Below are 25,006 nucleotides of genomic sequence, written 5' to 3' on the forward strand. Positions count from 1 at the left end.
GGAATAGTGAATGTACACTCCGGAAGAAAAAGCGCGTATTAAATGGGCTTGTCGTCGAGGCATGCTTGAGCTTGACGTAGTAATTATGCCGTTTTTTGAAGAGTGCTTTGATACTCTGAGTGAACAAGAGCAGCGTGACTTTGTTTCTTTACTTGAATGCGATGATCCTGATCTGTTTACTTGGATAATGGGGCATGGCCGCAGCGAAAACTTAGGTCATGCTGCAATGGTTGATAAAATTGTCGCCCATAACCTCAGCAAAGTTCGTTAATTTTACCGCTTCTCCCTCTCTGACTGCCCGAGTTCTCAATGTAATACTTTTCTTACTGATGACTTGGGCCGTTACCCTCTCTAGCATCCCTCTCGTATTATCGATTTATTTGTTATTAATGATGGTTAAGGCACTACTGAGCCAAGGCTTTGTTAAACCGACAAGTCAGGGTTATTGGTATGTGCATTGCGATGGCTCGGTTAGGTTTGAGGCCCTTGAGTATAGTGAATGTTCGGCGGCTCTTGAGTCTGAAAAGGATCAGTTACAACGAGTCGATACATCGACATTGCCATTCAAGATAACATTTCGATTGCAGTCTGGCCGTAGCGTCACGATTTGGCGTGATAGCTGTGACGATCAGCATTACCGTCAATTATCTTTGGTATTACGCCAGTGGGAAATGAAACAGGGAGCCAATGCTCCCTGTTGATGTAATAGTTTATTTTGTCGAATTAAAGCTGTTTAGCTGGAACCAAAATCGTTGGTCCGCTGTTTTCCAGTTGGTTCGGATAATCAAGCGTGTAGTGCAAACCTCGACTCTCTTTACGCTGCATCGCACAACGAACCATCAGCTCTGCTACTTGTAAAAGGTTACGCAGTTCTAATAAGTTGTTCGAGACACGGAAATTGCTGTAGTACTCATGCGTTTCTTGTTGCAACAGTTGGATACGGCGCAAGGCGCGTTCTAAACGCTTGTCAGTTCGTACAATGCCCATGTAGTCCCACATAAACAGACGAAGCTCGTGCCAGTTGTGCTGAATGATCACTTCTTCATCACTGTTGGTCACTTTACTTTCATCCCAACATGGCACCTGTGAAGGAAGCTCCACGTTAGTGTGATGTTTTAGAATATCTTTCGCCGCAGACCAAGCATAAACCACGCATTCGAGAAGTGAATTTGATGCCATGCGGTTAGCACCATGCAGCCCTGTATAGCTGACTTCGCCAATTGCATACAAGTTTTTAAGATCGGTGCAGCCATTTCTATCCACCATGACACCGCCACAAGTGTAGTGCGCAGCAGGTACGATTGGGATTGGCTCTTTGGTCATATCAATGCCCAAGTCCATCAAACGTGAGTAAATGGTTGGGAAGTGTTTCGTAATAAAGTCCGCAGGTTTGTGACTGATGTCGAGGTACATACAGTCGGCACCCAAACGCTTCATTTCGAAGTCGATAGCACGAGCCACGACGTCACGCGGAGCAAGCTCTTTACGCTCATCGAAATCTGGCATAAAGCGAGAACCATCTGGACGACGCAGGTAAGCACCTTCACCACGTAACGCTTCGGTCAACAAGAAGTTACGCGCCTCGGGGTGGTATAAACACGTCGGGTGGAACTGGTTAAACTCCATATTTGCCACACGACACCCTGCACGCCAAGCAATGGCAATACCATCACCAGACGAAACATCTGGGTTAGAGGTGTATTGATAAACTTTTGAAGCGCCACCTGTAGCGAGAACCACAAATTTGGCCCGCACGGTTTCGACATGCTCTTCGTTGCGGTTCCAAATATAAGCACCGATAACTTTGTTTTTATCACCGCCAATTTTGTCTTCGGTGATTAAGTCCAGCGCATTGTGACGTTCGAGAACATGAATGTTTGGATGGTTGTGAGCGTTATCTTGCAGGGAGGTTTGCATCGCCATACCTGTTGCATCTGCCGCGTGAAGAATACGACGACGGCTATGGCCACCTTCTCGAGTTAAGTGGTAACGAGGCTCATCGTCAGAGTCATCCTCTTCACGATCAAATGGGACACCACCGTCGATCAACCACTGTACGCACTCTTTTGAATGTTCAGCAATGAACCTCACGGTGTCCTCATCGCAAATACCATCGCCGGCGATTTGCGTGTCTTCAACGTGTGAATCAATGGTGTCTGACTCATCAAATACAGCAGCAATACCACCCTGGGCATAATAGGTCGCCCCTTCGCTGCGTGGCCCTTTACTCAGCACCATCACTTTACAGTGGTTAGCAACGCGCAAAGCCAACGACAAACCAGCCGCGCCACTCCCTACCACTAACACATCACACTCATGTTCACGATTTGTGTTCATATAACTTTTATAATCCCAAGCTAAGGTAACAAAGTTACCTTGTGTATTATTTGCACACCATGTGCATTCCATTATCGCGACACCTGTCGCTAAGGGCTAAGTTGGGAGACCTATCGACATCCGTGTTACTGCGGTGACTGAGCCACTCTTCTTTTTCATGCAGAGCATGAGCATGCTTCCTAAGTTATAATTTGTAACGCGGTGTTCAGATAGCCATTAGCCATGCAAATGAAAAGTAATAGTTTGTCAATGCCATTGCTTTTCCATGCTCGACCCAGCACAATCTGGGACAGAGATCATTCATTATACCCATTTCCCTCCAAGATGCTCGCTTGTCAAACTTAGACTAAAGTCAGGCAGCGGTGGTCATTTGGGTACAGACATCACACTGTGAAAAAACAATGACAAAAAACTTGAGAAACCATGGAACTTTCTCATTCACGTTAGGGTCACAATAGTGCTCAAGTAAGCAGTGGTGTCAATACTACGTTTTGCATAATTAGTACCCATATCTGAGAAGAGTAGGGGCATAACAAATAGGAGTATCCGCTCGAATGAACGAGCAGCTGACCGATCAAGTATTGATTGAGCGAGTTCAGAATGGCGATAAGCAAGCATTCAACCTGTTGGTAACAAAGTACCAGAATAAGGTATGTAATCTTATTTCCAGATACGTTAGTAATCCTGGCGATGTACCAGATGTAGCACAAGAAGCGTTTATTAAAGCTTACCGAGCTATTCCCAGCTTTCGTGGGGAGAGTGCGTTTTATACGTGGCTGTATCGCATTGCAGTGAATACTGCGAAAAATCACATTGTTGCTCAAGGGCGTAGACCTCCAGCGACAGATGTCGATGCTGAAGATGCTGAATTTTACGAAACAGGTAGTGCACTTAAAGAAATATCGAACCCTGAGAACTTAACGTTGTCCAAAGAATTGCAACGGGTGGTGTTCAGTGCAATCGAAGCTTTACCTGAAGATTTAAAAACCGCAATGACATTACGAGAGCTCGATGGCTTGAGTTATGAAGAAATTGCAGAAGTGATGGATTGCCCGGTAGGAACGGTACGATCGCGTATCTTCCGTGCTCGTGAGGCGGTGGAAAAGAAAATCAGACCTCTTTTGCAACGCTAGTACAAGTAATAACTATGGTGAAAATAATGGCTGACAAAGAAAAACTTTCAGCTCTCATGGATGGAGAATTGGTCGATAAGGCTTTAATTCAAGAGTTAGAGCAAGACCAAGAGAGCCGTGATGCTTGGCAGAACTATCACCTGATTGGTGATGTGATGCGAGGCGAAGCGCCAGCAAAACCTGAGTGGAATATTGCTGAAAGCGTGGCGTTAGCGTTAGAAGATGAACCTGCACATCGTGCGTTTGATTCGCACGGTGCAAATGTTATCTCAATTGCTGATACGCCAAAAGAGTCGCAACCAGAACCGCAAAAAGCAAAACGTCAGTTGCCAGGTTGGTTGACACAGTTTGGTCAAGTTGCTGTTGCTGCATGTGTATCGCTTGTCGTTATTTTAGGTGTACAGCAGTACGGTGGTAGCGATTCAATGTCGCCGCAAACAGATCAATTACCTGTGTTGCAGACAGTTCCGTTTGCTGGCAGCGCAGAGCCTGTGAGTTTAACTCGTGAGTCTGTTGAGCGTTCTGTAGGTGAAGCAAATATGCAAGAGCAACGTAAGCGTGTTCATGCTATGCTGCGAGACTACGAATTGCAGTTACGAATTAACAGTGATGCATCTCAACAAGATGCAAATCTGAATCCGGATATTGAATGAAAAAATTTCTGATCAGCGCTTGCGCTCTGTTCAGTATGATGTCTTCTCAAGCCTTTGCTGGTGATAAGCCAGCGGAGGCTTTATTGCATCAAATGAGCGAGGCGAGTAAGAATTTAAGTTACGAACTCTCTTATATCCTTATCAAAAAGAACAGCATTGAGCCGTTGCTGTATCGTCATGCCACGCATGGTGACGATCAATATGCTCATCTTGTTTATTTAAGTGGCCCTGTGCGCGAAGTGATTCGTCGCGGCACAGAAGTAAGCTATATCGAAACGGGTTTAGAACCATTCACCATCGAGTCAGGTAAAATGGTCGCTCCGACCATGCCTATGCTCAACACCAATATCGATGAGCTAAACTTGTATTACGACTATGTAAAAGTGGGTAGAGCTCGTGAAGCAGGTGTAGCAACACAAGTGCTGCGTGTCGTCCCTAAAGACGGTCTGCGCTATTCATACGTACTATGGATCGATGAAAAGAGTAAATTGCCGTTACGTGCCGACCTTGTGGACCGTGATGGTGAGATGCTTGAACAATATCGCACTATTTCTTACACGGTGAATCCAAAAATCGCAGAGTTAATGAGTGGCCTACAAGATGTTCAATTACCAGCTGTTCTCACCATGCCAAAAGGTGATATTGGAACCAGCAATTGGCAGGTAGGTTGGATCCCTGAAGGTTTCGAACCGAACGAGCTGAACCGCTACCGCATGGCTGTTACCAATCAAATGGTGGAGAGCCAGCTGTATTCTGATGGTCTGTTTAGCTTCTCTGTTTACGTAGCAAACAAAGATGAGCATTCGTTAAAAGGGCAGTTGGTTCGCCAAGGCCGAAGAACGTTGCATAGTTTTGTGAGCGGTCAACATGAAATCTCCGTAGTTGGAGACATTCCGCCGACCACAGCACAGCGTATCGCTCAATCTGTCACATTTAATGTAACAAAGAGTAAACAACAATGATGACCGCGTTGGCTACTGTGACAGACGTACATCATCGCGGTAAACAATACGAAATTGATTTAAGCTGCGAACAACAGACCAGTTGCAGTAGTTGCTCTTCACAGAAAAGCTGTGGAACGGGCGTTGTGACTAAAGCCATTGGTAACAAGAGTTTATCTTGGCACCTGCGCACGGATAAATCAGTGAAGATAGGTCAAGTCGTTGAGATAGGCTTTCCTGAGTCGAGCCTGATAAAATCAGCAATGGCGGTTTATTTACTGCCGTTGTTTGGTTTGATTATCGGTGCGATGTTTGGTCACTTCCTATTAGCGCCGCTGACCGCGGGCGGGGAAGGTATCATCATATTGGCATCAGTATTATTTGCAGCTGGTGGAATGTGGATCGCAAAACGTGTTTCTCGTCCGTTAGAGGATGAATCCAAGCGCCAAGTTACCCTTGTTCGGGTACTTGGAGAGCCAATCCAGTAAGCGCTCTCCCCCTCCGCTTAAGGTTATTTGGGTATGTACTTTAAATTACGTGCGCCCGTTAACGAAATTCGGTAGAATCTGCCAACTTGATTGAAATGCCGTCAGTAGATGGCGTTTCTTACTGTCCCTATTTGTAAAGAGTTAGTCACCCTAAATCTATGAAGCACATTCGTAACTTTTCGATTATCGCCCACATCGACCATGGTAAGTCGACCCTATCAGACCGTCTAATCCAAGTTTGTGGCGGGTTAACCGATCGTGAAATGGCCGCACAGGTTCTGGATTCTATGGATCTTGAACGTGAGCGTGGTATCACCATTAAATCTCAGAGTGTGACGCTAAACTACACCGCTAAAAACGGTGAAACGTATCAGCTGAACTTCATCGATACTCCGGGGCACGTTGACTTTGCATATGAAGTATCACGTTCTCTAGCGGCTTGTGAAGGTGCGCTATTGGTTGTAGATGCGGGTCAAGGTGTTGAAGCTCAAACACTGGCTAACTGTTACACCGCGATTGAGATGGATCTAGAGGTTGTGCCAATCTTGAACAAGATTGACCTACCAGCAGCCGATCCTGAGCGCGTGGCAGAAGAAATTGAAGAAATCGTTGGTATCGATGCAATGGAAGCAACCCGCTGTTCTGCGAAGACAGGCATCGGTGTTGATGACGTTCTAGAGAACATCGTATCAGCGATTCCAGCACCGGAAGGTGACCCAGATGCGCCATTACAAGCGCTGATCATTGACTCATGGTTTGATAACTATCTTGGCGTTGTTTCTCTAGTTCGTATTAAAAACGGCGAACTGAAGAAGAACGACAAGATCAAAGTGATGAGCACGGGTCAAGTTTGGGGTGTAGACCGTCTTGGTATTTTTACGCCAAAACAAGTAGATACCGATATCCTTCGTACTGGTGAAGTAGGTTGGGTGGTTTGTGGTATTAAAGACATCCTTGGTGCACCAGTTGGTGATACGCTGACTATGGCTAAGAATGGCTGTGAAAAACCGCTACCAGGCTTTAAGAAAGTAAAACCTCAGGTTTACGCAGGTCTGTTCCCGGTATCTTCTGACGATTACGAGAACTTCCGTGATGCGCTGGGCAAATTAAGCCTAAACGACGCATCGCTATTCTACGAGCCAGAAAACTCCGCGGCACTTGGCTTTGGTTTCCGTTGTGGTTTCCTTGGCATGTTGCACATGGAAATCATCCAAGAGCGTCTAGAGCGTGAATACGACTTAGATCTTATCACCACGGCACCAACGGTAGTTTACGAAGTTGAAAAGACCGATGGTGAACTACTGTACGTTGATAGCCCTGCTAAACTACCAGCGATCAATGATATTGAAGAAATTCGTGAACCGATCGCTCGTTGTAATATCCTGGTACCTTCAGAGTATCTAGGTAACGTGATCACGCTGTGTGTTGAAAAGCGTGGTACTCAGGTCGATATGGTTTACCACGGTAACCAGGTTGCCGTGACTTACGATATTCCAATGGCAGAAGTGGTACTGGATTTCTTCGACCGTCTGAAATCGACCTCTCGTGGTTATGCGTCTTTGGATTACAACTTCCAGCGTTTTGAAGCTTCGAATATGGTACGTGTAGACGTTCTTCTGAACGGTGACACCGTTGATGCATTGGCGATGATCACACACAAAGACCAGTCTCAGACTCGCGGTCGTCAGCTGGTAGAGAAGATGAAAGAATTTATCCCTCGCCAAATGTTTGATATCGCAATCCAAGCAGCGATTGGTAACCACATTATCGCACGTTCAACTGTAAAACAGCTGCGTAAGAACGTAATCGCGAAATGTTACGGCGGTGACGTAAGTCGTAAGAAGAAACTTCTGAAGAAACAGAAAGAAGGTAAGAAGCGCATGAAGCAGATCGGTAACGTTGAGCTGCCTCAAGAAGCGTTCCTAGCCATCCTTCACGTAGGTAAAGACTAAAGTTGAACTTTGTCTCACACTTGTCGGTCTTAAGACGTTAGATATTAAAATAAGTGAAAGGGTTTCGGCTCTTTCACTTTCGTATTTTTAGATAAGGGAATTTAATGGCGAATACATTCTCACTGATGCTGGTTATTGCGACTTTGGTAACTGGCGTAGTTTGGCTATTGGAAAAGCTGGTTTTCGCGAAAAAGCGTCAGGAAAAACTGGCGGAGATTCAAGCTCAGACGTCTAATGGTTTGGATGCAGTGACCTTGCAAAAAGTTGAGCGTCAGCCTTGGTGGGTTGAAAATAGCGTCTCAATTTTTCCTGTGATTGCGTTCGTTTTAGTATTACGTTCTTTTATCTACGAACCATTTCAAATCCCATCAGGCTCAATGATGCCGACTTTGTTGGTGGGTGACTTTATTTTGGTAGAAAAATACGCCTATGGCTTGAAAGATCCAGTATGGCGCACGCAGCTAGTGGAAACTGGCAAGCCTGAGCGTGGTGATATCGTGGTATTCAAATACCCGCCACAACCAAGTGTGGATTACATTAAGCGTGTTGTTGGTTTGCCTGGTGATATCGTGCGTTATTCAAGTGATAAGCAGCTTTGCGTGCAAAGCCAAGGTGAATCGGCGTGTAAACCAGTTAAACTGAGCAATGTTGAAGAAAGTCAGTTTAGCTCGAACGGTATTCCAATGATCCAACTGGATGAAAAATTGGGTAACGTGGAGCACAATATTTTGGTTAACCCTCTTGTTCGTAACCGTGTGGAGCAATACTTCCCACGTAGCGGCACGACAGAGTGGGTTGTACCACAAGGTCAGTACTTTGTGATGGGTGATAACCGTGACAACAGTGCTGACAGCCGTTACTGGGGCTTCGTTCCTGAAGCAAACTTAGTCGGCAAAGCTGTCGCCATTTGGATCAGCTTCGAGTTTGATCGTGGCGCAGATAGCGTTCTACCTTCATGGATTCCAACTGGTGTGCGTTTTAACCGCATCGGTGGTATTCACTAACCATTTTATATCGAGAGAGTATGAATTCTCCAATTGATAAACTAGAGAGAAAGCTCGGCTACCAGTTTCAAGATGCCGGGCTTATCAACTTGGCGCTGACTCACCGCAGCGCCAACAGTAAGCATAATGAACGTCTTGAGTTTCTGGGCGATTCAATTTTAAGTTTTGTCATCGCTGATGATCTGTACCATCGTTTCCCGAAAGTGAACGAGGGTGACATGAGCCGTATGCGTGCTACTTTGGTTCGTGGACATACATTGGCGGAACTGGGTCGTGAATTCGATCTAGGAGATTATTTAAAATTAGGTCCAGGTGAATTGAAGAGTGGCGGTTTCCGCCGAGACTCTATTTTAGCCGATGCGGTTGAAGCCATTATTGGCGCAATTTACCTAGACAGCGATCTTGAAGTCGTGCGAGGCATTGTACTGAGTTGGTACAACTCACGCCTTGAAGCCATTAAACCTGGCGTCTCACAAAAAGATCCGAAAACTCGCCTACAAGAGTTCCTACAAGGCAGAAGAAAACCGCTGCCTGTGTACACAGTGACTAATATTAAAGGTGAAGCGCACAACCAAGAGTTTACGGTTGAGTGTGAAGTAGCAGGTGTGGACAAGCCTGTAATCGGGAAAGGCACCAGCCGCCGCAAGGCAGAACAAGCGGCTGCTGAAACAGCACTTGAGCAATTAACAAATGGCTGATAACGAATTCGATATCGATGCGTTTTTCGCATCACAAGGTGAGCCAAGCTCGCCAGAAAACCAGCACTGTGGCTTTATTGCTATTGTTGGTCGCCCAAATGTAGGTAAGTCGACACTTCTGAACAAAATCTTGGGTCAGAAGATTTCGATCACCTCACGTAAGCCACAAACAACACGTCACCGCATTATGGGTGTGGACACGGACGGCGATTACCAAGCGATTTACGTCGACACGCCAGGACTTCACATCGAAGAAAAGCGTGCGATTAACCGCCTGATGAACCGTGCGGCTAACTCATCTCTAAGTGATGTAAACCTAGTGTTCTTCTTAGTCGATGGTACGCATTGGACCAAAGACGATGAGATGGTGCTAACTAAGCTTCAAAAATCGAACTTCCCAGTTGTGCTTTGTGTCAATAAAGTCGACAACGTGCAAGATCGTAACGAAGTGATGCTACACATGGCTGAGATGTCTAAAAAGATGGACTTCGTTGACGTTGTGCCAATCTCTGCGAAGCAAGGGAAGAACATTGATGTACTGCGTAAGCACGTGCGTAAGCACTTACCTAAAGCAACGCACCACTTCCCAGAAGAATACGTGACTGATCGCTCCCAGCGTTTTATGGCATCTGAAATTGTGCGTGAAAAGTTAATGCGTTTCACGGGTGAAGAATTGCCATACTCGGTAACGGTCGAGATTGAACGTTTTGATTACAACCCAGAAACCGACGGTTTCCATATCAATGCCTTGATTCTTGTTGAGCGTAATGGCCAGAAGAAAATGGTGATTGGTAAAGGTGGCGAGAAGATCAAGACCATTGGTCGTGAGGCGCGTTTAGATATGGAAGAGTTGTTCGGTCGTAAGGTTTACCTGGAAACATGGGTAAAAGTGAAATCTGGCTGGGCAGACGACGAACGAGCACTGCGCTCGTTGGGCTATATCGACGACTTATAATCTTGGCTGCGAAGATGCTTCGCTCCAACATCGATGAAAACTCAGTATCGATTAAAATAAGGAGCCGCTCGGCTCCTTATTTTTTATTTCACACTTTTTAGGCACAATGACTTAGATGAGTAATCTGTCTTCCGAAGGTTTACAGCGCTGTTTTGTTTTACATCGCCGCCCTTACAGTGAATCGAGCTTAATCCTTGATGTATTTAGTGAGGAATATGGCCGAATGACTTTAATGGCCAAAGGCGCGCGCAGTAAGCGTTCGAACTTAAAAGGCGCATTGCAACCTTTTACTCCGCTGTTACTTAAATGGTCGGGAAAAGGTTCAATGAAGACTTTGCGTCAAGCTGAGCCGATAAGCCTAGGTTTACCGTTAACGGGCATTAATCTCTACTCTGCCATGTACGTTAATGAACTGATTGGTCGGATATTGATGGCTGAAGTGCCGATGCCAGCGCTATTTCATGATTATTTGCATGCGTTAACAGAGTTGGCACACAACGAGAACCCTGAGCCAGCACTGCGTCGTTTTGAGTTAGCATTGCTCTCTTCTATGGGGTATGGCGTGGATTTCTTGCACTGTGCAGGTACTGGCGAGCCCGTTGACCCAGAGATGACGTATCGTTACCGGGAACAAAAAGGCTTCATAGCTTCGGTTAGGCGCGATAACCTTACGTTTTTAGGGAATGAGCTGATTGCTATCAGTGAGCGGCGGTTCGTCACTAAAGAGCAGCTAAAAGCGGCAAAACGCTTTACACGTATAGCCTTAAAGCCGTATCTTGGCGGCAAACCTTTAAAAAGTCGTGAATTTTTCATTCAGACCCCCAGAGCACGGAGTAACGGAAAATGAGCTCAATTTATTTAGGCGTCAATATCGACCATATTGCCACTCTACGTAATGCACGTGGTACAAAATACCCTGATCCTGTTCACGCTGCAGAAATTGCTGAGCGTGCAGGCGCGGATGGTATCACAATTCACTTACGTGAAGACCGTCGCCATATTTTGGACCGTGATGTACGTATTCTGCGTGAAACCATTCAAACGCGCATGAATCTAGAGATGGCAGTGACGGACGAAATGGTTGAGATTGCGCTGCAAACTAAACCAGAGTTTGTGTGCTTAGTGCCTGAAAAACGTGAAGAACTGACGACGGAAGGTGGCTTGGACGTTGTGGGGCAGCTTGAAAAAATTAAAGCTGCGACGAAAAAGCTGACAGATGCAGGCATTAAAGTTTCACTCTTTATTGATGCTGATCGTCAACAGATTGAAGCTGCGAAAAAGTGTGGTGCTCCGTTTATTGAGCTGCACACGGGTCATTATGCTGATGCGACGACAGAAGACGAACAGCAAGCAGAACTGAAGAAGATTGCCGCTGGTGCGAGTTATGCTCATGACCTAGGTATTATTGTTAATGCCGGGCATGGCCTGACTTATCACAATGTCGCGCCAATTGCTGCATTACCAGAAATTTACGAACTCAACATTGGTCACTCAATCATTGGTCGCGCGGTATTTGATGGTTTGAATAAAGCGGTTGCGGACATGAAAGCACTGATGATTGAGGCACGCCAGTAATAGGGCTATCTAGATGGCGATTATAGGGTTAGGGACCGACATTGCAGAAATTGAGCGTATTGAAAAAGCGTTAGCTCGTAGTGGTGAGCCTTTTGCTCAGCGTATTCTTTCAGAAGAAGAAATGGCTAAATTTTCACAGCTTAAGCTGCAAGGCCGTTATCTTGCTAAGCGCTTTGCGGTCAAAGAAGCGGCCTCAAAAGCATTGGGGACAGGGATCGCGAAAGGGGTCACGTTTCACGATTTTTCCATCTCGAACGATGCGCTTGGAAAACCGGTGCTCGCATTGACGGGCACAGCAAAGCAAATAGCGGATGCGATGGGCGTTAACCACATTCACCTGTCCATTTCCGATGAGCGTCATTACGCTGTGGCGACGGTCATTTTTGAATCCTAGCTTGTAAGTCTTAAACAAAATACTAAAAAGCCAGAGCAGATGCTCTGGCTTTCTTGTCTCTCGAGCAGATTACTGTTCAAGGTATAATTTTGCAGTCGTTGTGACTTTAATCATTTCATCTTGCAGCTCGAACATTTCAGGCTCAACCTCCTCAAGACTGATCCCTGAGCGCAGTGCTTGCTCAAGCGTCGCACAGAGTGATTTCAGCCTAGGCACTCCGCAATATGAGCTACTGCCGTGCAGCTTATGGATGACATGAATTAGGTCATCACGGGAGATATCTTCTTGCTCCAGAGCTTGGTCAACGACTGCTTCTACTTCAGGGATAAACTCAATCAACATGCGCAGCATGTCTTTGGCGAGATCCTCTTTATTCGCGCTCTGTTTTAAGGCAGCTTGCCAATCAATAATCACATCCTGCTGAGGCGAAGAAACGGATTGTGGCGCGCTCCCTTCAGGCTCATCAACGTATGAAGGGGCGACTTTGCCAATGCTCTCTGTACAAGCATTTGGGTTCCAGTGAACCAAAACCTGTTGTAGCACATGCTCTTCAATAGGTTTGGTCAAGTAGTCATCCATTCCTGCCGAGAGCAAGCGATCTCTTTCACCCGCCATGGCATGCGCAGTTACCGCAATCACTGGCGTGTCTTTATTTAACTCCAACTCTTTAATGTGCTGACAAGCGGTCACACCATCCATTTGTGGCATTTGGATATCCATGAAGATTAAGTCGTACTTTTTCTCCGTCGCAAGGTTCACCGCTTGCTGGCCATTGCTACAGGCGGTGACGGTTTCTACTCGTTCGCGAAGCAGAGCGGAAATCAGCTTCAAGTTCGCTGGGTTATCATCCACCGCTAACACCGTCAGAGGTAAACGCTCCCCTTCGCTTGGCGTAATTGGAGCACTCAATGTTGGTGGTGATTCGACATGTTCGCTAATCAGGCTTTGTAGCAGTTTACGGCGAGACAATGGCTTCGTCAGGCATTGGACGTGATGCTCTGTCATAATTTGGTCGGCAAGTGCCAGTTCGGTACTCGGCGTCCCTAGGATCACACTCGGAGCCATGCGTTTCGCTTGTTCTATCCAAGGTGTAATGACGTCTGCATCATGCGTTTGATTCGCCGCTAAATTCAGTAATACATAGTCATATTGTTCTTCGTTTTTCGGTAGCGAAGAGCGGTAGGTTACTAAGATACCTTCTTGACTTAGAATCTGTTGGGTTACGGATGCGGCTTGCATGTTTGGTTCAATCAACAGCAACTGTTTGCCCGTTAGAAGCTCCACTTCAATCAGTTCGCTCATTGGCATCTCTGTTGAGTGCAAGCGCACCGTAAACCAGAACGTCGAACCTTGGTGTAAGCGACTGGTTAAGCTGATCTCGCCACCCATCTGGCTTACCAATTTCTGCGTGATAACCAAACCTAACCCAGTGCCGCCGTAGCGACGTGAAATGCTGGCATCCGCTTGGCTAAATGCTTGGAATAATTGCGCTTGCTGACGTTCAGAAATACCAATACCAGTATCGCGCACCATGAACTGCAACTCGACGGAGTCCCCAGATTGAGAGCGCATTTCAACACTAACATCAATGTTGCCTCGCTCGGTAAACTTGATTGAGTTGCCGACCAAGTTCGTCAAAATTTGCTGGATACGTAGTGGGTCCCCAACTAAACCCGGTGGAATTTTAGGGTCCACTTTTAGGGTGATTTCTAACCCTTTCTCATGTGCACTTGTGGCTTGTAGGTTAATCACTTCTTCTAAACTTTCTCGGAAATCAAACGGAATGTTTTCCAGCGCCAGCTTACCCGCCTCAAGTTTCGAGAAGTCGAGAATGTCATTGATGATGTTCAGTAGATTGTTCGCCGACTTCTCAATCGTCTGTAGGTAATCAGTTTGGCTGTTAGAAAGCTGCGTTTTAAGCATTTGACGAGTAAAGCCAATAACCCCATTGAGCGGAGTACGCAGTTCGTGCGACATGTTCGCCAAGAACTCAGATTTAACCCTGGCCGCTTCTTGCGCGCGTTTCTTCGCGATATCCAGCTCAACGTTCTGAATTTCTAGCTGCTCAAGCGTTTCACGTAAGTCTGATGTGGCTTGGTCTATACTGTGCTGCATCTCCACGTGATATTCTGATAACGATACCGCCATGGCGTTGATGCCATTTTTTAGCTGGTCTAACTCACCGTGCATTTTGCCTTCGATACGCACATCAAGATGACCGCGGCGAATGCGGTCAACGACATTCTTCATGTGGGTGATAGGTTGGGTCACATCGTGCATTAGACGTGAAGCAAACACACTTGCTAAGCCAAGACCGAGAACCAGAACTAAAAACGCAGAGAAAACTTCTTGATACTGTTGCAGCCTTAAAGAGGAGAGATCTAACTCGACGGCGATGTAACCAATCGCTTTTGTGCCTTGGCTTTCGTTCGACAACTCCGCTAAGTAGTGACCTTCTGACAAAATGGGGACACGCAATATCAGTGAGTTTTCGTAGATTTCCGAATTGCCCAGTTGCGGGATCGGTTTATCTTTAGGGAACATCAAGGCTTCGAAATTAGGGTGAAAGTTAGATGTCACGAAGAGCTCATGATGTTCATCAAACACCGCGATACTACGAACCAGTTTAGAGTTTTTGCGATGGGCGTAGCTTATCAAGCGACGTACCGCCTCTCGGCTTTCTGATAGTAGATGAGTTTCACTGGCAATTGCTAACGGCTCAATGATGCTGTTACCAGTGGTGATAACTTGTTTCTCAAGGTCTTGGTAGCGATTAAATGAGAAAAAGCCGCTCAGTAATAAACCAATGATGAGAGTGGGAGCGAGAGTCAGTGTAATTACACGTGCTCGTAAGCCATATCTGGTCATGTTATCTAATTACATCGGAGTCTGGATATGGGAAAATAACGCATTATTTCTCAAGCGCACGATAAGGCGTTGAGCAAAGAAGTGACGTCACCTAATAAACGGTAAGCATAATCAAGTCACTCGAATCACACAACGGCTGCAATCAAGAATAGTGAAGCCGAAGAGCAATTAGACATAAATCAGGCATAGAGCATGGCACGCATCTTTCAACCGAAAAAGAAAACCCAACTCAATACTCGTCATCAAGCGGTGCAAGTGGAGCGTTTAGATCACCACGGCGCAGGTATTGCTTACCTAAAGAAAAAACCGCTGTTTATTGATGGCGCATTGCCGGGAGAAGAAGTCGTCACACAATTAGTGGAAGAAAAAAGTAAATTTGCTCGCGGTAAACTGATTAAGATTCTCAAGCCGAGTGACACTCGCGTGGAGCCATTTTGTCCGCATTACCACGAGTGTGGTGGCTGTGATTTGCAACATCTAGATTATGACCAACAATTGACGTACAAACAGCAAACACTGCGTCAGCTGATGCGAAAATTTTCAGGCAATGATATCGAGCTTGATGCGCCATTATTAGGGGATTCACTGGCCTATCGTCGTCGTGCGCGAGTGAGCTTATTTGTCGATAAAAAAACACGTCAATTGCACTTTGGTTTCCGTAAAAAGCAGAGTAAGCAAATCGTGCAAGTGACCGACTGCCCAGTGCTGGCGCCGGAATTGAACGTTCTGCTTCCAGAGATTTATTCAGCACTAAAAGCGTTTAAAAAGCCGGAGCAATTGGGCCATGTAGAGCTGGTACTTGGTGATAATGGGCCGTGTATTACGTTGCGTCACTTGAGTGCTCTGACAGCGAGTGAAACTCAATCTCTAACGGAGCTGGCAAAACGTCGTAATGCATCGCTGTACTTAATGCCAGCAACAGATCAGCTAAACCTTGTTGAAGGTGATATGCCTTTTTATCAAGAGGTTGGCGTGAAAATTCCTTTTGCGCCAAATAATTTCATTCAAGTGAACCAAGCCGTAAATCAACAAATGGTCAAGCAAGCGGTTGAGTGGTTAGACCCGCAAAAGAGTGACAGAGTGTTAGATTTGTTCTGCGGCGTAGGCAACTTCAGTTTACCGATTGCGAAGTTAGCTAAGCACGTGGTTGGTGTCGAGGGTGTTGCAGAGATGGTCGAAAAAGCTACAAATAATGCATCCTTGAACCAAATCAATAATGCGCAATTTTATCACGCTAACCTTGAGCAAGATTTTGAAGGGCAGGTCTGGGCGGCAGAACGGTTTGATAAAGTGCTGTTAGACCCAGCACGCGCGGGGGCAAGTGGGATCATCGATCAAGTTTCTGAGCTTGGCGCACAGCGTGTAGTTTATGTTTCTTGTAATCCTGCTACCCTTGCTAGGGACAGCCAAAGCTTGATGGAGCAAGGCTATAAATTAACTAAATTAGGTATGCTGGACATGTTCCCTCATACCAGTCATCTAGAATCGATGGCATTGTTTGAAAAGTCCTAACTTTAGGACTTTGGCCCCTTATTTGTGGTGGGTGGTCATAAAGCCAGCGTTTACGCGCAGGTAAAAGAACTAACCTGGACGGTGTTAGTCAAACCACACGAATATAATAATTAGGATGATGAGATGGTTGCGGTAAGAAGCGCGCATTTAAACCAAGATGAACAGTTTGAACTCGAAAACTGGGTGGCTAGCCTAGGACAAGAGAAAAACACAGCCTCACGCTTAATCGAAGTATATCGAGATTGCCAGACGGTATTAGCCGATAACGAGCAAGCGGAACTGTTGTTGTGGCGTGGACGAGAAATGATCGAAATTTTGATCACCTTGTCTATGGATCAGGCCACCTTAGTGGCTGCACAACTGTTTCCTTTGGTTTCAAGTGGTGCTTTTAACAGAGAAATTCTGGAAGAGAAATACAGCAAAGAAATCATAAAATTAATCGACGGCGTTGAAGAAATGGCGGCTATTGGCCAACTCAACGTCAACATGGAGGGCAGTGCAGCGTCATCTCAGGTAGATAACGTACGCCGCATGCTGCTTGCCATGGTGGATGACTTCCGCTGCGTGGTTATCAAGCTCGCGGAACGAATTTGTAACCTTATTGAAGTTAAAAAAGCGCCTGATGAAGTTCGACGTGCGGCGGCAAAAGAGTGTGCCAACATCTATGCGCCGCTAGCAAACCGATTAGGTATCGGTCAGCTGAAATGGGAAATTGAAGATTACGCTTTCCGCTACCAACAGCCGGAAACTTACAAACAAATTGCCAAGCAGCTTTCTGAGCGACGCATCGTTCGTGAGCAGTACATCAAAGACTTTGTTGAAGACCTCACGCACGAAATGGAAGTGTCAGGTATTAACGCCGAAGTGAGTGGTCGACCTAAGCACATCTACAGCATTTGGCGAAAAATGCAGAAGAAGAGTTTGGCATTCGATGAGCTGTTTGATGTTCGAGCAGTACGTATCATCGCAGACAAACTGCAAGACTGTTACGCGGCTTTGGGCGTAGTTCACACCAAATACAAGCACCTACCGAGCGAGTTTGATGACTACGTTGCTAACCCTAAACCAAACGGTTATCAATCGATCCACACCGTAATTCTAGGGCCAGAAGGCAAAACCATCGAGATCCAGATTCGTACCAAGCAAATGCATGAAGAGTCGGAGCTGGGTGTTGCAGCGCACTGGAAATATAAAGAAGGGGCAAGCAGCCGAAGCGGTTATGATGAGAAGATCACGTGGCTGCGTAAGCTACTGGATTGGCAAGAAGAAATGTCAGATTCTGGCGAAATGCTTGATGAGCTACGTAGCCAAGTCTTTGATGACCGCGTCTATGCGTTTACGCCTCGTGGCGATGTTGTCGATTTACCTATGGGGGCAACGCCGCTAGATTTTGCCTACCATATTCACTCCGAAGTGGGACACCGTTGTATTGGCGCCAAAGTCGGAGGTCGTATTGTACCGTTCACGCATAAATTACATATGGGTGATCAAGTTGAGATTATCACTCAGAAAGAACCTAACCCATCACGTGACTGGTTAAACCCATCATTAGGCTTCGTTCATTCTGGCCGCGCGCGTGCCAAAATTAACGCCTGGTTCCGAAAGCAAAGCCGTGAGAAGAACCTCGAAGCGGGTCGTGAAATTCTTGAACATGAGTTAGCAAAAATTGGCGCAACGTTAAAAGATGCTGAGCATTACGCTCTCAAACGGTTTAACGTCAAAACACCAGATGAGCTTTACGTTGGTGTTGGTAGCGGTGATTTGCGTATCAACCAAATCATTAACCATATTAATGCGCTCGTTAACAAGCCAACGGCAGAAGAAGAAGACCAGCAAGCACTGGAAAAACTGCAAGAAGCAGAGCACAAATCACCAGCGCAAAGCCGACCGAAAAAAGACGCCGTCGTTGTAGAAGGCGTTGATAACCTAATGACGCACCTAGCGCGTTGCTGTCAGCCAATTCCAGGTGACGATATCTGTGGTTACATCACGCAAGGCCGCGGGATTTCAGTACACCGTAGTGACTGTGAACAGCTAGAAGAACTGCGCCATCACGCGCCAGAGCGTATCATCGATACTGTCTGGGGCAGCGGCTTCGTCGGGTCATACATCCTCACCGTCCGTGTTGAAGCGATGGAGCGAGGTGGTCTACTCAAAGACATTACGACACTGTTCGCCAACGAAAAGATCAAAGTGACCAGTATGAAGAACCGAGTCGATTACAGACGTCAACTTGCCATCATGGACTTTGACCTAGAAGTCACCAATATTGAGGTGCTTTCTCGTGTTTCGAAGCGTGTTGAGCAGATTAAGGATGTGATGACGGTGAAACGCCTCGGCTAACTTTCACGTCGTACTTGTCACTTTTACTGCGTTAACTGCGTTTTCTTGCTCCATCACATAGGCGAGCTATGCTCAGGAGTCGCGAAAACTTGTTGCCTTGTCAAATTAACAATTACTTAGTGAAAGCTGCTGAGAAAATATAATGTAGAAGGTGAGTGGTTTTGACTGCTCACCTTTTTCTTTAGTAGAAAGGTTTAAAGGAACAAAAAATGAGTCATCCAATTGAACAGTTAGAACAAATTATGGCGAAGTTGCGTGACCCAGAAAACGGTTGCCCTTGGGACTTAAAACAAACCTTTGACACCATCGTTCCGCACACCATCGAAGAAACCTACGAAGTGGTGGATGCGATTCAGAATCGTGATTGGCTAAATCTGAAAGAAGAGCTGGGTGATTTGTTGTTTCAGGTGATTTTTTACAGTCAGCTAGCGAAAGAGCAAGAGCTGTTCGACTTTTCGGATGTCGTCGAAACCGTGAATGAAAAACTGACTCGCCGTCATCCTCATGTTTTTTCAGATGTTGAGTTTGAATCGGACGAGGAAATCAACGCCAACTGGGAAGCCGAAAAAGCAAAAGAAAAAGCGCAGGTGGGCAAAGCGGAAGAAAGTATCCTAGACTCAATACCAAACTCTTTGCCGGCACTTTCTCGTGCTACAAAGATACAGAAAAAATGTGCGAAATATGGATTTGACTGGGACTCTCTTGGCCCGGTAGTCGATAAGGTGCGAGAAGAAATTGATGAAGTCATGGAAGAAGCATTACAAGTTCAGCCTGATGAAGAAAAAGTGGAGTTGGAACTCGGTGATTTGCTATTTGCGACCGTCAATTTGGCACGCCATCTTGATAAAAATCCAGAAGTCGCACTAGGGAAAGCAAACTTAAAGTTTGCGAGACGTTTTAAGCAAGTTGAAGGAAAGGTCCAGCAGTCAGGCAAAGCGCTTACAGATTGTTCTTTATCAGAGCTCGACGATTTCTGGGATGAAGTAAAGCGAGAAGAGTCGAGATAGGGGAAAATAAGCGGAATATACAATATGAGGACAGTTTGCCTCTTAACACGAAAACGGACGTTGGTTTGTCTTTGCTCACTTTGATTTGAAGCAAAAAATAAAAAATTACGGTGTGATAGATTTCACGTTGTGGCGGTAAGGAGCTTCTGGTATATTTATCTCCCGTCCAGAAGCACTCCATTTCCCTCATTCAACCAATTTCAGGTTAAACATGACGACAAATTACATTTTTGTTACTGGCGGGGTTGTATCCTCTCTAGGTAAAGGTATTGCAGCAGCATCTCTTGCGGCTATTCTAGAAGCTCGTGGTCTTAAAGTGACTATGATGAAGCTTGACCCTTACATCAACGTTGACCCGGGCACAATGAGCCCTACTCAGCACGGTGAAGTGTTCGTTACAGAAGATGGCGCAGAGACTGACCTTGACCTTGGTCACTACGAGCGTTTCATCCGTACCAAGATGACCAAGCGTAACAACTTTACTGCAGGTCGTGTTTATGCCGACGTACTTCGTAAAGAACGTCGTGGTGACTACCTAGGCGCAACTATTCAAGTTATCCCTCACATCACTAACGCGATCAAAGACCGTGTAATTGCTGGCTCTGAAGGCCATGATGTGGCTATCGTTGAAGTTGGCGGTACCGTTGGTGATATCGAATCACTACCATTTATGGAAGCGATTCGTCAGCTAGCCGTTGAACTAGGCCGTGAGCGCGCAATGTTCATGCACCTAACACTTGTTCCTTACCTAGCGGCAGCGGGCGAAGTGAAAACTAAGCCAACTCAACACTCTGTAAAAGAACTTCTATCTATCGGTATTCAGCCAGATATCCTAGTTTGCCGTAGCGACCGCGTTATTCCAGCGAATGAACGTAAGAAAATCGCACTATTCTGTAATGTTCCAGAAAAAGCAGTAATTTCAATGAAGGACGTAGATTCTATCTACAAGATTCCTCAATTGATCAAGTCTCAAGGTCTAGATGATCTTGTGTGTGCTCGCTTTGGCATCACAGCTCCTGAAGCTGACCTTTCTGAGTGGGAACAGGTTATTTACGAAGAAGCAAATCCTACTGGTGAAGTAACCATCGGTATGGTTGGTAAATACACTGAATTGCCAGATGCATACAAGTCTGTGAACGAAGCGCTTAAACACGCTGGCTTGAAAAACCGTCTAAGTGTCACAATTAAGTATGTAGACTCACAAGATATCGAAACAAAAGGTGTTGAGCTGCTAGAAGGCTTAGACGCGATCCTAGTACCAGGTGGCTTCGGCGATCGTGGTATTGAAGGCAAGATCCGTGCAGCTCAATACGCACGTGAAAACAATGTGCCTTACCTAGGTATTTGTTTGGGTATGCAAGTTGCACTAATTGAATACGCGCGTAACGTTGCGGGTATGGAAGGTGCACATTCAACAGAATTTAACAAAGAGACTAAGTACCCTGTGGTAGGTTTGATCACAGAGTGGGTAGACGAGTCAGGTAACGTAGAAGAGCGTACTGAAAAGTCTGACCTAGGTGGTACGATGCGTCTTGGTTCACAGCTATGTCACCTAGAGAAAGGTACGAAAGCTCGTGAACTTTACGGTAGCGCGACGATCCATGAACGTCACCGTCACCGTTACGAAGTGAATAATGTGCTTCGTCCGCAAATCGAAAAAGCAGGTCTGAAAGTTTCTGGCCTATCAGCGGACAAGAAGTTAGTGGAAATGATTGAGAACCCAGCTCACCCATGGTTTGTAGCGGCTCAGTTCCACCCAGAATTCACATCGACTCCTCGCGATGGCCACCCATTGTTTGCAGGTTTCGTTAAGGCTGCGGGCCAAAACGCACGCGGCGAATTCGAGAAGTAAAAGGATACGGGCGGCGGCGAAGGTTGTGCTGCTGCCCTTTAAAATTGACATTTATATTTGAAACGAGAGGAAACATTAATGTCTAAGATCGTTAAAGTTCTAGGTCGTGAAATCATCGACTCACGTGGTAACCCAACTGTAGAAGCTGAAGTACACCTAGAAGGCGGTTTCGTAGGTATGGCGGCAGCTCCATCTGGCGCATCTACTGGTTCTCGCGAAGCTCTTGAGCTACGTGACGGTGACAAAGCACGTTTCCTAGGTAAAGGTGTTCTTAAAGCAGTTGAAGCTGTAAACGGCCCAATCGCTGAAGCTCTAGTTGGCAAAGACGCTAAAGACCAAGCTGCAATCGACGCAGTAATGATCGAACTAGACGGCACTGAAAACAAATCTAAATTCGGTGCTAACGCTATCCTAGCTGTTTCTCTAGCAAACGCTAAAGCTGCTGCTGCAGCGAAAGGCATGCCTCTATACGAGCACATCGCTGAACTAAACGGTACAGCTGGTCAGTTCTCTATGCCTCTACCAATGATGAACATCATCAACGGTGGTGAGCACGCAGACAACAACGTTGACATCCAAGAGTTTATGATCCAACCAGTTGGTGCTAAGACTCTTAAAGAAGGTCTACGTATCGGTGCAGAAGTATTCCACAACCTAGCTAAAGTTCTTAAGTCTAAAGGCTACAGCACTGCAGTTGGTGACGAAGGTGGTTTCGCTCCTAACCTTAAATCTAACGCTGAAGCTCTAGAAGTTATCGCAGAAGCTGTTGCAGCTGCTGGTTACGAACTAGGTAAAGACGTTACTCTAGCTATGGACTGTGCAGCATCTGAGTTCTTCGACAAAGAAGCTGGCATCTACAACATGAAAGGCGAAGGTAAAACTTTCACTTCTGAAGAGTTCAACCACTACCTAGCTGAGCTAGCTAACCAATTCCCAATCGTTTCTATCGAAGACGGTCTAGACGAGTCTGACTGGGATGGCTTCAAGCACCAAACTGAACTACTAGGTGACAAACTTCAACTAGTAGGTGACGACCTATTCGTTACTAACACTAAGATCCTTGCTGAAGGTATCGAGAAAGGCGTAGCTAACTCTATCCTTATCAAGTTCAACCAAATCGGTTCTCTAACTGAGACTCTAGCTGCAATCAAGATGGCTAAAGACGCAGGTTACACAGCAGTAATCTCTCACCGTTCTGGCGAAACTGAAGATGCAACTATCGCTGATCTAGCGGTAGGTACTGCTGCAGGTCAAATCAAAACTGGTTCTATGAGCCGTTCTGACCGTGTTGCTAAGTACAACCAACTAATCCGTATCGAGGAAGCTCTAGGTGAGCGCGCTCCTTTCAACGGTCTTAAAGAAGTTAAAGGTCAAGCTTAATTCTTAATTGAATAAGTTTAGCTAAATAACTTTCTAGAAACGCTCCACTTCGGTGGGGCGTTTTTTTATTTAAGAGCGATGAGCACGCTCCTCCATGTTTCAAAGAAGCGGTCTTAAAGAAGTTCAAGCTTAGTTCTTCATTGGATTAACCGCTTAGATTAAAGCTTTGAAATACCCTGATTTTGCGGGGTGTTTTTGTATCTATAGGCTTGTATTTCTTGGTTTTACTTTGGTGAGTGCTAAGAATAGCTTCATATGTCTTTGTTTCATTTTGCTGCTTATTTCTTGTAAGGAGCGTGTGAGTCTCCCTTTCTCCCCTAGAGGCAACCTCGCATTTATGCTATATATGTCACCTTATCTAATTCCTTCCGGTACAGAATGTTAGCAGCGATATGCGAATCTTTGTTATAGCCCTTACGCTACTGTTTGGCTTGCTTCAATACACTCTATGGTTTGGTAAAAATGGAGTGTCTGACTACTACACAGTAAAAGATGAAATTGAAGTTCAGCAACAAGTGAACAGCAAGCTACAAGCTCGCAATAATGAAATGTTTGCTGAGATTGATGACTTAAGGCAAGGTCTTGATGCGATTGAAGAACGTGCGCGTCATGAGCTTGGTTTAGTTAAAGATGGCGAGACTTTCTACCGCATTATAGGTGAGGAAAATCATTAAAATGTTGGATGTGAACTCATCGCATGTCGCAATTGTTCCTGCTGCCGGTGTCGGTAGTCGAATGAAGGCTGACCGCCCTAAGCAATATTTATTGATCGACGGAAAAGCGGTGCTGGAACACACTGTAGAAAAGTTGCTGTCGCACCCACGAATTTCGAAAGTGGTTGTCGCCATTACCGAAGGTGACCCTTATTTCCCTGAGTTAACCATCGCGAACCATCCCGATGTAATTCAAGTCGCGGGTGGCAAAGAGCGCGCTGATTCCGTACTTTCAGGGCTAAACTATGTCAATGAACATCTGGAAAGCGAGTGGGTATTGGTCCACGACGCTGCAAGGCCATGTGTATTAACATCCGACATTGACCGTTTGATTGATGTTTGCTGCGCTCACCCAACGGGTGGCATCCTCGCATCTCCAGTGAGAGACACAATGAAGCGAGCAAACGTAGCACAAGATATCGGTCATACGGTAGAGAGAGAAGCATTGTGGCATGCATTAACTCCACAAATGTTTAAAACTCAACAACTGACTCGAGCACTGGCTGACGCATTAGAACAAGGCGTAGCCATCACGGATGAAGCATCGGCTTTAGAGTGGTTGGGCGAAACGCCTGCTTTAGTCCAGGGTAATGCGAATAACATAAAAATTACTCAGCCAGAAGATCTCGCGTTAGCCGAGTTTTATCTGAGCCGTGAGCGCGGCTAAAAAAGAAAGGATAAAAAATGATTCGAATTGGTCACGGTTTTGACGTGCATAAATTTGGTGGTGAAGGCCCGGTCATTATCGGTGGTGTTGTTATCCCTTACGAGCAGGGCTTAGTAGCCCACTCAGATGGTGATGTTGCTCTTCATGCTTTGACTGATGCGCTACTCGGGGCGATTGCTGCGGGTGATATTGGTCGTCACTTCCCGGATACCGACGATAAATGGAAAGGGGCTAATAGCCGCGAATTGTTGAAAGATGTATATCGTCGTGTCAAAGAGCAAGGCTACCGCCTTGGTAATGCTGATGTCACCATCATGGCACAAGCACCTAAGATGGCCCCTCATATTGACGCGATGTGCGCGGCGATTGCGGAAGACCTAGAAACCGATATTAGTAACATTAACGTAAAAGCGACGACGACAGAGCGTCTCGGTTTTACTGGACGCAAAGAAGGCATTGCAACGGAAGCCGTGGTGCTTCTGTTCAAGCAATAACTAACCAACTTGCTCCTTAATGCTGTGTAAACAGCGGAAA

The 25,006-nt window shown here is 45.9% G+C and carries 23 protein-coding genes; 21 read left to right on the forward strand and 2 right to left on the reverse strand.

Features of this window, described 5'->3' with window-relative positions:
- Nucleotides 1–10: 10 nt before the first annotated feature.
- Together NL645_RS08890 and NL645_RS23190 are read left to right on the forward strand one after the other, a co-directional pair.
- Nucleotides 11–271 carry a succinate dehydrogenase assembly factor 2 gene (locus NL645_RS08890; RefSeq protein ID WP_005393925.1) on the forward strand — a complete coding sequence of 87 codons (261 nt, stop codon included), beginning with the start codon at nt 11–13 and terminating at the stop codon, nt 269–271.
- A complete protein-coding gene (locus NL645_RS23190) occupies nt 219–701 on the forward strand; it encodes a protein YgfX (RefSeq protein ID WP_309248911.1) in 483 nt (160 codons plus the stop codon). Before NL645_RS08890 ends, NL645_RS23190 begins: the two co-directional genes overlap by 53 nt.
- Nucleotides 702–723: 22 nt before the next feature.
- Here NL645_RS23190 and nadB read toward each other — a convergent pair whose 3' ends face one another.
- Nucleotides 724–2,337 (reverse strand): L-aspartate oxidase, encoded by a 1,614-nt coding sequence (nadB, locus tag NL645_RS08895; RefSeq protein ID WP_031780368.1) that lies wholly within the window; start codon nt 2,335–2,337, stop codon nt 724–726.
- 554 nt (nt 2,338–2,891) lie between these two features.
- Between nadB and rpoE the strand changes: the two genes are divergently transcribed.
- The 11 genes from rpoE (at nt 2,892) to acpS (ending at nt 12,130) form a co-directional block, all read left to right on the forward strand.
- Nucleotides 2,892–3,470, forward strand: coding sequence for an RNA polymerase sigma factor RpoE (rpoE, locus tag NL645_RS08900; protein ID WP_005380946.1), 579 nt, complete (start codon nt 2,892–2,894; stop codon nt 3,468–3,470).
- A 26-nt stretch (nt 3,471–3,496) separates the two neighbouring features.
- Nucleotides 3,497–4,123 carry a sigma-E factor negative regulatory protein gene (locus NL645_RS08905; protein ID WP_046875100.1) on the forward strand — a complete coding sequence of 209 codons (627 nt, stop codon included), beginning with the start codon at nt 3,497–3,499 and terminating at the stop codon, nt 4,121–4,123.
- Nucleotides 4,120–5,085, forward strand: a complete 966-nt coding sequence (rseB, locus tag NL645_RS08910) for a sigma-E factor regulatory protein RseB (protein ID WP_005393918.1) — start codon at nt 4,120–4,122, stop codon at nt 5,083–5,085. The genes NL645_RS08905 and rseB overlap by 4 nt, the downstream gene beginning before the upstream one ends.
- Nucleotides 5,082–5,552 (forward strand): SoxR reducing system RseC family protein, encoded by a 471-nt coding sequence (locus NL645_RS08915; RefSeq protein WP_253651595.1) that lies wholly within the window; start codon nt 5,082–5,084, stop codon nt 5,550–5,552. The genes rseB and NL645_RS08915 overlap by 4 nt, the downstream gene beginning before the upstream one ends.
- A 158-nt stretch (nt 5,553–5,710) precedes the next feature.
- Nucleotides 5,711–7,504, forward strand: a complete 1,794-nt coding sequence (gene lepA / locus NL645_RS08920; RefSeq protein WP_046875099.1) for a translation elongation factor 4 — start codon at nt 5,711–5,713, stop codon at nt 7,502–7,504.
- A 104-nt stretch (nt 7,505–7,608) separates the two neighbouring features.
- Nucleotides 7,609–8,508, forward strand: a complete 900-nt coding sequence (gene lepB / locus NL645_RS08925; protein WP_005380933.1) for a signal peptidase I — start codon at nt 7,609–7,611, stop codon at nt 8,506–8,508.
- Nucleotides 8,509–8,528: 20 nt separating this feature from the next.
- The gene (rnc, locus tag NL645_RS08930) at nt 8,529–9,206 is read left to right on the forward strand and encodes a ribonuclease III (RefSeq protein WP_005393907.1); all 678 of its coding nucleotides are present in this window, start codon (nt 8,529–8,531) and stop codon (nt 9,204–9,206) included.
- The gene (gene era / locus NL645_RS08935; RefSeq protein ID WP_005393905.1) at nt 9,199–10,161 is read left to right on the forward strand and encodes a GTPase Era; all 963 of its coding nucleotides are present in this window, start codon (nt 9,199–9,201) and stop codon (nt 10,159–10,161) included. The genes rnc and era overlap by 8 nt, the downstream gene beginning before the upstream one ends.
- A 115-nt stretch (nt 10,162–10,276) precedes the next feature.
- A complete protein-coding gene (recO, locus tag NL645_RS08940; RefSeq protein WP_006743310.1) occupies nt 10,277–11,008 on the forward strand; it encodes a DNA repair protein RecO in 732 nt (243 codons plus the stop codon).
- Nucleotides 11,005–11,736, forward strand: coding sequence for a pyridoxine 5'-phosphate synthase (gene pdxJ, locus NL645_RS08945; RefSeq protein WP_048625989.1), 732 nt, complete (start codon nt 11,005–11,007; stop codon nt 11,734–11,736). The genes recO and pdxJ overlap by 4 nt, the downstream gene beginning before the upstream one ends.
- Before the next feature lie 13 nt (nt 11,737–11,749).
- Nucleotides 11,750–12,130, forward strand: a complete 381-nt coding sequence (gene acpS / locus NL645_RS08950) for a holo-ACP synthase (RefSeq protein ID WP_012841407.1) — start codon at nt 11,750–11,752, stop codon at nt 12,128–12,130.
- Between the two features lie 69 nt (nt 12,131–12,199).
- On the opposite strand, the gene barA is transcribed toward acpS, so the two are convergent.
- Complete coding sequence (barA, locus tag NL645_RS08955; protein ID WP_253651596.1) at nt 12,200–14,998, reverse strand: two-component sensor histidine kinase BarA; 2,799 nt, start codon at nt 14,996–14,998, stop codon at nt 12,200–12,202.
- Between the two features lie 192 nt (nt 14,999–15,190).
- On the opposite strand from barA, the gene rlmD reads away from it, so the two are divergent.
- The 8 genes from rlmD (at nt 15,191) to ispF (ending at nt 24,966) form a co-directional block, all read left to right on the forward strand.
- The gene (rlmD, locus tag NL645_RS08960) at nt 15,191–16,510 is read left to right on the forward strand and encodes a 23S rRNA (uracil(1939)-C(5))-methyltransferase RlmD (RefSeq protein WP_253651597.1); all 1,320 of its coding nucleotides are present in this window, start codon (nt 15,191–15,193) and stop codon (nt 16,508–16,510) included.
- Nucleotides 16,511–16,633: 123 nt separating this feature from the next.
- Complete coding sequence (gene relA, locus NL645_RS08965) at nt 16,634–18,853, forward strand: GTP diphosphokinase (protein ID WP_005393896.1); 2,220 nt, start codon at nt 16,634–16,636, stop codon at nt 18,851–18,853.
- 209 nt (nt 18,854–19,062) lie between these two features.
- A complete protein-coding gene (gene mazG / locus NL645_RS08970) occupies nt 19,063–19,860 on the forward strand; it encodes a nucleoside triphosphate pyrophosphohydrolase (RefSeq protein WP_104969796.1) in 798 nt (265 codons plus the stop codon).
- Nucleotides 19,861–20,071: 211 nt separating this feature from the next.
- A complete protein-coding gene (locus NL645_RS08975) occupies nt 20,072–21,712 on the forward strand; it encodes a CTP synthase (protein WP_005393892.1) in 1,641 nt (546 codons plus the stop codon).
- A 78-nt stretch (nt 21,713–21,790) separates the two neighbouring features.
- Entirely contained in the window at nt 21,791–23,092 is a 1,302-nt protein-coding gene (gene eno / locus NL645_RS08980; protein WP_005383785.1) for a phosphopyruvate hydratase, read from the forward strand.
- A gap of 392 nt (nt 23,093–23,484) precedes the next feature.
- On the forward strand, nt 23,485–23,766 hold the full coding sequence (gene ftsB / locus NL645_RS08985; RefSeq protein WP_005380907.1) for a cell division protein FtsB: 282 nt from the start codon (nt 23,485–23,487) through the stop codon (nt 23,764–23,766).
- A 1-nt stretch (nt 23,767) separates the two neighbouring features.
- Nucleotides 23,768–24,472 carry a 2-C-methyl-D-erythritol 4-phosphate cytidylyltransferase gene (ispD, locus tag NL645_RS08990; protein ID WP_047008818.1) on the forward strand — a complete coding sequence of 235 codons (705 nt, stop codon included), beginning with the start codon at nt 23,768–23,770 and terminating at the stop codon, nt 24,470–24,472.
- 17 nt (nt 24,473–24,489) lie between these two features.
- Nucleotides 24,490–24,966, forward strand: a complete 477-nt coding sequence (ispF, locus tag NL645_RS08995) for a 2-C-methyl-D-erythritol 2,4-cyclodiphosphate synthase (protein ID WP_253651598.1) — start codon at nt 24,490–24,492, stop codon at nt 24,964–24,966.
- Nucleotides 24,967–25,006: the final 40 nt, after the last annotated feature.

Origin of the sequence: Vibrio sp. Y51_MX_L26 (assembly GCF_024181935.1) — a bacterium.
Taxonomy (GTDB): domain Bacteria; phylum Pseudomonadota; class Gammaproteobacteria; order Enterobacterales; family Vibrionaceae; genus Vibrio; species Vibrio diabolicus.

Excerpts from the sequence above, each read along its gene's own strand:
- recO (WP_006743310.1), top strand. The coding sequence starts at position 10,277 with ATGAGTAATCTGTCTTCCGAAGGTTTACAGCGCTGTTTTGTTTTACAT.
- barA (WP_253651596.1), bottom strand. The coding sequence starts at position 14,998 with ATGACCAGATATGGCTTACGAGCACGTGTAATTACACTGACTCTCGCT.
- nadB (WP_031780368.1), bottom strand. The coding sequence starts at position 2,337 with ATGAACACAAATCGTGAACATGAGTGTGATGTGTTAGTGGTAGGGAGT.
- lepB (WP_005380933.1), top strand. The coding sequence starts at position 7,609 with ATGGCGAATACATTCTCACTGATGCTGGTTATTGCGACTTTGGTAACT.
- lepA (WP_046875099.1), top strand. The coding sequence starts at position 5,711 with ATGAAGCACATTCGTAACTTTTCGATTATCGCCCACATCGACCATGGT.
- pdxJ (WP_048625989.1), top strand. The coding sequence starts at position 11,005 with ATGAGCTCAATTTATTTAGGCGTCAATATCGACCATATTGCCACTCTA.
- ispD (WP_047008818.1), top strand. The coding sequence starts at position 23,768 with ATGTTGGATGTGAACTCATCGCATGTCGCAATTGTTCCTGCTGCCGGT.
- rpoE (WP_005380946.1), top strand. The coding sequence starts at position 2,892 with ATGAACGAGCAGCTGACCGATCAAGTATTGATTGAGCGAGTTCAGAAT.
- ispF (WP_253651598.1), top strand. The coding sequence starts at position 24,490 with ATGATTCGAATTGGTCACGGTTTTGACGTGCATAAATTTGGTGGTGAA.
- NL645_RS08915 (WP_253651595.1), top strand. The coding sequence starts at position 5,082 with ATGATGACCGCGTTGGCTACTGTGACAGACGTACATCATCGCGGTAAA.
- eno (WP_005383785.1), top strand. The coding sequence starts at position 21,791 with ATGTCTAAGATCGTTAAAGTTCTAGGTCGTGAAATCATCGACTCACGT.
- ftsB (WP_005380907.1), top strand. The coding sequence starts at position 23,485 with ATGCGAATCTTTGTTATAGCCCTTACGCTACTGTTTGGCTTGCTTCAA.
- NL645_RS23190 (WP_309248911.1), top strand. The coding sequence starts at position 219 with ATGCTGCAATGGTTGATAAAATTGTCGCCCATAACCTCAGCAAAGTTC.
- rnc (WP_005393907.1), top strand. The coding sequence starts at position 8,529 with ATGAATTCTCCAATTGATAAACTAGAGAGAAAGCTCGGCTACCAGTTT.
- NL645_RS08890 (WP_005393925.1), top strand. The coding sequence starts at position 11 with ATGTACACTCCGGAAGAAAAAGCGCGTATTAAATGGGCTTGTCGTCGA.
- rlmD (WP_253651597.1), top strand. The coding sequence starts at position 15,191 with ATGGCACGCATCTTTCAACCGAAAAAGAAAACCCAACTCAATACTCGT.
- rseB (WP_005393918.1), top strand. The coding sequence starts at position 4,120 with ATGAAAAAATTTCTGATCAGCGCTTGCGCTCTGTTCAGTATGATGTCT.
- relA (WP_005393896.1), top strand. The coding sequence starts at position 16,634 with ATGGTTGCGGTAAGAAGCGCGCATTTAAACCAAGATGAACAGTTTGAA.
- NL645_RS08905 (WP_046875100.1), top strand. The coding sequence starts at position 3,497 with ATGGCTGACAAAGAAAAACTTTCAGCTCTCATGGATGGAGAATTGGTC.
- era (WP_005393905.1), top strand. The coding sequence starts at position 9,199 with ATGGCTGATAACGAATTCGATATCGATGCGTTTTTCGCATCACAAGGT.
- mazG (WP_104969796.1), top strand. The coding sequence starts at position 19,063 with ATGAGTCATCCAATTGAACAGTTAGAACAAATTATGGCGAAGTTGCGT.
- acpS (WP_012841407.1), top strand. The coding sequence starts at position 11,750 with ATGGCGATTATAGGGTTAGGGACCGACATTGCAGAAATTGAGCGTATT.
- NL645_RS08975 (WP_005393892.1), top strand. The coding sequence starts at position 20,072 with ATGACGACAAATTACATTTTTGTTACTGGCGGGGTTGTATCCTCTCTA.